Source organism: Synechococcus sp. 65AY6A5 (assembly GCF_002760415.1).
In the GTDB taxonomy this organism is placed as follows: Bacteria; Cyanobacteriota; Cyanobacteriia; order Thermostichales; family Thermostichaceae; genus Thermostichus.
In genome coordinates this window covers 77,019-82,326 of record NZ_AXUW01000002.1, presented here as the reverse complement: position 1 = coordinate 82,326, position 5,308 = coordinate 77,019, and the positions used below count along the sequence as shown (strand labels likewise).

Here is a 5,308-nt window from a genome sequence, read left to right as displayed (position 1 = left end):
CACCGTTGAGGAGTTGAAGAAGTATGTCGAGCAGCAGGCAACGCCCAGATTGTGAGACTCAGGGGCATTGAACCCCTTCGTCTCACCGCCTATCCTCCAGCCCGCCAAGCTGCGCTGTGGCGGGAGTACCCCGGAGGTTCTGATGGAGAATATAGCCTCGAGGAGCAGCGACTTATCGAAGATCTCATCCGCTTCGACTGGCCGGAAGACCAGGGGAAAGATCTCGCTCCCCTCTCCCCTGAGAGGAGCTGGCGGCCCAGCTGCAGCGGGAGTTGCGGGAAGATTTCCTGCGCACGGCGGTGATGACAGCCGTTGCCGACGGGGTATATTCCGAGCCGGAGGACCGTCTGTTGCACCAATTGGCCGCTGCCTTCGGACTGGAGCTTCCCCAGCTCCACCTGCTCGGGGCCACGCTGGTCAATAAGGGCGCCACCTCGCCATTGCCGGCAGAGGCTCAGGCCGAGAGCGGCTATACCGACCTTTTGGCTCCCTTGCAGAAGTGGCTGGACGGCATCCAAGTCTGCGACGCGAAGGTAGCCCGCTTCTTGTGCCGTATGATCCCCGGCCAGTGCCCCTTTGAGCGGGAGGTGGTGCTGTTTGGCCGCAAGGTGATGCACATCCCCCCATGTGCAAGCTCAACCCTCTCTACGACCAGGTGGTGGCCTTGCGCTGCCGTGCCCTCTCCTTCCTGGCAGAAGCCGGGGAAGACATCAGCCAGTACACAAAAGGATAGCTTGGTAGCCCCGCACTTTAGTGCAGGGCGGAAAAGCCCGCTAGCCACTTTAGTCGCTTACCCATGATGTGGGCCGTTGATATAGTTTTGAATTACCTCAGCCCTAGCATTCCCCGCGGTACAGAAACAATAACTTCTGCTCCAAACGCTAGGCAGTTTTCGCAGGTTAGCAAACTCCTGCCTTAAATATTTAGAAGCTCTACTTTTGAATGCTTTACGAAGCGATGGGCAAGCTATGGTGAGCTTTGCGCTGAGATGGCGAGAACCCAAAACAAGCACTTTATCGCAATGTATGTTTCCGCCGCACAACAGACCTGTAAGTCTGTAGCTGGAGTGGAGCTATGCTAAGCCTGCCCAGCCCCAATCGCTGGATCCGGGAAAAGCTCTAGCAATTGACCACGGAGTCAACAACTGGCTTACGTGCGTTAGCAACTTAGGACATAGCTTCATCATTGGTGGCCGCAAAGTCAAGTCCTTTAACCAGTGGCACAACAAGGAGCTGGCTAGGCTCAAGACTCACAAGCTGCGAGGGTTTTGGTTGCAAAAGCTTCGTCGAATTACGGAAACCGGAGAATGCGGTCCACAAAGCTGCGGGCAAGGTCATTGACTTCTGTTTGCACCACTCAATTGGGAGAATCGTCTTTGGTTGGAACAAAGAATGCGGTTTAGGGTGGGTTTTTAACCAAAACTTTGTTTTCGTTCCAACAGGTCGGTTCAAGGAGCGTATTGCGCAATTATGTTGGCATTATGGCATGGAGTTTATTGAGGTAGAGGAAGCGTACAGCTCGCAGGCAAGCTTCCTAGATGGAGATGAGCTACCTAATTATGGTGAAAAACCCGACGGGTGGAGACCCTCTGGAAAGCGTATCAAGCGGGGCCTGTACCAAACGGCAAAGGGGTGGTTGGTCAACGCTGATGCGAATGCTGCCGCCAACCTGCTTAAGAAAGTCAGCAGAACCTTGGGGCTTTGCCTTCAGGAACTGTCTAGAGGCGCTTTGACAACGCCGTTGCGGGTTCTTTTGTGGACTGCGTAAGAATCCCCCGCCTTTAGGCGGTGGGAGTCTCAATTGATAGTTCGCACTCAAGCATGGCGAAGCCGAACGCCGTCTCCACCTCTAGCTCCTCTCTCCCTCTGGGAGAAGAGCTGGGGGTGAGGGGTGCCTCTAGGAGTGCGTCTGATTGGCAGCCAGCCCCTCAAGAATAGGTGATGTCCGTCTGTCCCAAAGGGATTGCCTCCATCCCTGCCTCGGCCTCTTCCGCGCGCACCTCCTGCAAAAAGGCTTCGAGAGAAGCGTGGGCTTCCGCCTCCAGATCTGCTCCCCCTTCCGGCAGCCAGCCCAAAAGCGGCAGGGGCAAGAGGGTGGACAGGTTGGTCAATAGCAGCAGCAGCCCCAGATGGCTGAAATCGCTCTCGGTTACCCCCAGCGCGTGCATGAGCAGGGATCCCAACTCTTGAGAGAGAAACCCCGCCAGGTTAAAAGCCGACATCAGCAAGGCGAAGAGGGTAGCTTCGATTCCCGGCGGGCAGAGGCGGGCAGCCAAGACCAACACCGGCATAAAGGCAATCTGCCCTGCCACCGTCAGCACCAGGCTATCCCCCAGACTAAACCAGTGATCGTCGATGCCCCAGGCCCGGTTGAGGTGATAGACCAAAATGAGGCTGGTTAGGCCCAGCCCTGCCGAGAGAACCGTCATCCAGCCAAATAGAGGCCGCAGCGGGATCCGCCGCAGATACACCTGAAAGATCGCCACCCCCACCAAGCTGGCGACGCTGGTAACCAGCCGCACCTGGCCTAAAAACCCCGGCCCAAAGCCGAGATCGCTGGTAAAAAAATAAAACAGGGCCACGTCGGCGCTGGGGGTTGCCTGCCAGATAAAGACAAACAACACCGGCAAGAGAATGCTGGGTTGCCGCAGCGCCCGCCACACCTGTCCCACCTGCTGCCGCAAGGGATCCCAGCCAAAGGAGCAGGCCACCGGCTGATCCACAATCACCCAAGCCGCCAGGGCGATCAGCAGCGGCAACAAGGCCGTCAGCCCAAACACCACCTGGGGGGGATAGTGGGCTAGGAGTGCCCCTCCGGCATAGGCCGTGAGCAGAGATCCCAGCGCCGTCGCCCCCCAGGACAAAGACTGCAGCGTGCCCGTCCCCGCCCAGTCGCTGCCGTGAACCCGCTCCACCACCAGCGAATCCACAATGACATCCCCCACCGCCACCGCCAGGGATCCCAAAACCATCCACAGCATCGCCAACTCAGCCGTTGGCGCCCACAGGGCCATCCCTAGCCAAGCCCCACACCCCAGCAGCCCGGAGAGCAAGAGGTAGGGACGGCGGCGGTAGCCTGCCAGCGGCAGCGTATCGGAGAGGAGGCCGTAAAGAGGCTTGAGGGTCCAGGGAATGACGGCAAAGCCCATCAGCGCCGCCGTCTGCGCCGGCCCCAGGCCCAGGCTATCCTTCAAGTAAAAACTGGTGGCCAGCCGCGCCAGCCCCACCGCCCCCTGCACAAAGTACACCAGCAGGATCCCGATCAGTTCCGGCGTCCAGCAGATCTCTTGCAGGGGATCCAAAGTGGATCGGCGCAGCTGTTGCAGCAGGAGGTGAAGCATGGGCAATCTTGTCCTTGTCGCTTCCTGTCTTGGCCGTTGTCCCGTAGGACTGCTCTTGCAGCATTGTCTTGCCGCAACAATAGCAACAGCAGGAAATGAGAGTTAAGAACTTCTTTACACTGTAACCTGCTCAACTGTAACCTGCCCAACCGGCCCACGGCTGCGATCCTCCAGACCCCCGCCTGTCAAGGCGCCGGCGGCACTTCTGTAGAGATTCCAAGCCGTGAGCTGCCTCGGGCGAACATGACTGACAATGCGAGGGATCCTTTTTTGAACTGCTCATGAGCTGGCAACGCCCCGATGGTCGCACGGCTGCCCAATTGCGCCCGATTTCCTTTCAGCGCCACTTCACCCGCTACGCTCCGGGCTCAGTGCTGGTGAAGTTTGGCGATACCCATGTCCTCTGCACCGCCAGTGTGGCCGAAGAAGTCCCCCCCTTTTTGCAGAACACCGGCCAAGGCTGGCTGACAGCGGAGTACCGCATGCTGCCCACCGCCACCCAACAGCGCCAGCCGCGAGAGACGCTAAAAGTCTCAGGCCGCACCGCCGAGATCCAACGGCTCATCGGGCGTAGCCTGCGCGCCGCCTTGGATTTCCACAAGCTGGGATCCCGCACCATCACTGTCGATGCCGACGTCCTGCAGGCCGATGGCAGCACGCGCACCGCCGCCATCACCGGTGGCTATGTGGCCCTGCACGACGCCATCACTTGGCTTTACAAACAGGGGCTGCTGGATCCGGCGCAGGGATCCCCCTTGCGGCAGCAGGTGGCAGCCCTTTCGGTGGGGATCGTGCGAGGCGAGGTGCTGGTGGATTTGTGCTACGAGGAGGACAGCCAAGCGGAAGTGGACATGAACATTGTCATGAACGAGCAGGGAGCCTTGATCGAGATTCAGGGCACCGCCGAAGCCGGCTGCTTCGACCGCTCGCAACTGTTGCAAATGTTGGATATGGCCCAGGCCGGCATCCAAGAATTGCTCCGGGCCCAGCGAGAGACTCTAAACTTGTAGCCGACGGGATTGTTGCAGCCGCGAGCCCAGCCTGAGCCTTGCAGCGGTTCCGGTCGGGCGGCTGCTGGTAGGGTTCCCAGAGTTCTGCCTTTGACACTCCCACCCAGGGGATTCTTACGCAGCCCAAAATGGACTCGCGAAGGCGCTGTCAAGACACCCCTAGACAGTCCTTTGAGGCATAACCTCAAAGTTCTGCTTACTTCGGACTGAAGTTCCTCCAGGTTAGTTATTGCCGCGCCGGTTTTGCACCGCAGTAGGTTGTTTTCCTGGAGAAGCTCTATATAACAAAGAAGCAACTAAAGTGGCTCAAGGGCTTTTTCGCCCCGCACTCAAGTACGGGGCTACCAAGCTATCCTCTTGTGTTTCTTTTTGGTAAAGAGACGATAATGAGATGAAGCAGCCGTGAATCACGGCTGCCTCTGCAAGCTTGGGTGTGTGGCCGAGGTGAATCCCTGCGCATTTGGACTGCAGAGGCTGGCCGGGAGGATGTCCCATGTCCCATTTTGTGTTTGCAGCGGGGGAACTGGCGCCCCTGCTCCGGCAGCAAGGTCGGCAGTTTAGCACCGGCTATCTGCACCTCCACCTCAAAGGGGGGGATCCCGCCGAGGGCACGGAGCCTTGGGTGCTGACCTACTACTACGGCAGACTGCTCTTTTCCGCCGATCAGCCCCTCAACCCTCAGATCCTGCTAAAGCGCCTATCCCGCTTTATTCCCCGCCTCAACTTGGAATGGTCGCAGCGGGCTATCCGAGTGCTGCAGGAGCGGCTGATAAAAGACAACTCCCTGCCGGAACTGCTAGAGGCCATCGCCCAGTTGGGCCTGATCAAGCCAGGTGAGCTGGAAGACGCGCTCTGGCTCAACCTGCTCACCGATTTCGATCGCTATCTCTTTGAGCGGGCAGGCACCTGTTCCTTTGAAGTGCAGGAACGGGTTGCCCAAGAGGCCCCCATTGGCGGG

The 5,308-nt window shown here is 58.8% G+C and carries 4 protein-coding genes and 3 pseudogenes; 5 read left to right on the top strand and 2 right to left on the bottom strand.

Annotated features, from left to right (window positions below; genetic code table 11):
- Positions 1-302 precede the first annotated feature (302 nt).
- Together SYN65AY6A5_RS14540 and SYN65AY6A5_RS14535 are read left to right on the top strand one after the other, a co-directional pair.
- Positions 303-569, top strand: a pseudogene (locus tag SYN65AY6A5_RS14540) (nitrogenase); the annotation flags it as partial.
- A gap of 56 nt (positions 570-625) precedes the next feature.
- The gene (locus SYN65AY6A5_RS14535) at positions 626-733 is read left to right on the top strand and encodes a Mo-dependent nitrogenase C-terminal domain-containing protein (protein WP_240527316.1); all 108 of its coding nucleotides are present in this window, start codon (positions 626-628) and stop codon (positions 731-733) included.
- Positions 734-790: 57 nt separating this feature from the next.
- Here the strand turns inward: SYN65AY6A5_RS14535 and SYN65AY6A5_RS12110 are convergent.
- Positions 791-949: pseudogene (locus tag SYN65AY6A5_RS12110) on the bottom strand (transposase); the annotation flags it as partial.
- A 112-nt stretch (positions 950-1,061) separates the two neighbouring features.
- On the opposite strand from SYN65AY6A5_RS12110, the gene SYN65AY6A5_RS14830 reads away from it, so the two are divergent.
- A complete protein-coding gene (locus SYN65AY6A5_RS14830) occupies positions 1,062-1,340 on the top strand; it encodes a transposase (protein ID WP_143597029.1) in 279 nt (92 codons plus the stop codon).
- Positions 1,341-1,927: 587 nt separating this feature from the next.
- On the opposite strand, the gene SYN65AY6A5_RS12100 is transcribed toward SYN65AY6A5_RS14830, so the two are convergent.
- On the bottom strand, positions 1,928-3,340 hold the full coding sequence (locus tag SYN65AY6A5_RS12100) for a folate/biopterin family MFS transporter (protein ID WP_099812741.1): 1,413 nt from the start codon (positions 3,338-3,340) through the stop codon (positions 1,928-1,930).
- 281 nt (positions 3,341-3,621) lie between these two features.
- On the opposite strand from SYN65AY6A5_RS12100, the gene rph reads away from it, so the two are divergent.
- Positions 3,622-4,350 (top strand): ribonuclease PH, encoded by a 729-nt coding sequence (gene rph / locus SYN65AY6A5_RS12095; RefSeq protein WP_011431427.1) that lies wholly within the window; start codon positions 3,622-3,624, stop codon positions 4,348-4,350.
- Positions 4,351-4,843: 493 nt separating this feature from the next.
- Positions 4,844-5,308, top strand: a pseudogene (locus tag SYN65AY6A5_RS14530) (response regulator); the annotation flags it as partial.

What these genes read in the sequence shown, in the direction of transcription:
- SYN65AY6A5_RS12100 (WP_099812741.1), bottom strand. Translation starts at nt 3,340, where the DNA reads ATGCTTCACCTCCTGCTGCAACAGCTGCGCCGATCCACTTTGGATCCC.
- SYN65AY6A5_RS14535 (WP_240527316.1), top strand. Translation starts at nt 626, where the DNA reads ATGTGCAAGCTCAACCCTCTCTACGACCAGGTGGTGGCCTTGCGCTGC.
- rph (WP_011431427.1), top strand. Translation starts at nt 3,622, where the DNA reads ATGAGCTGGCAACGCCCCGATGGTCGCACGGCTGCCCAATTGCGCCCG.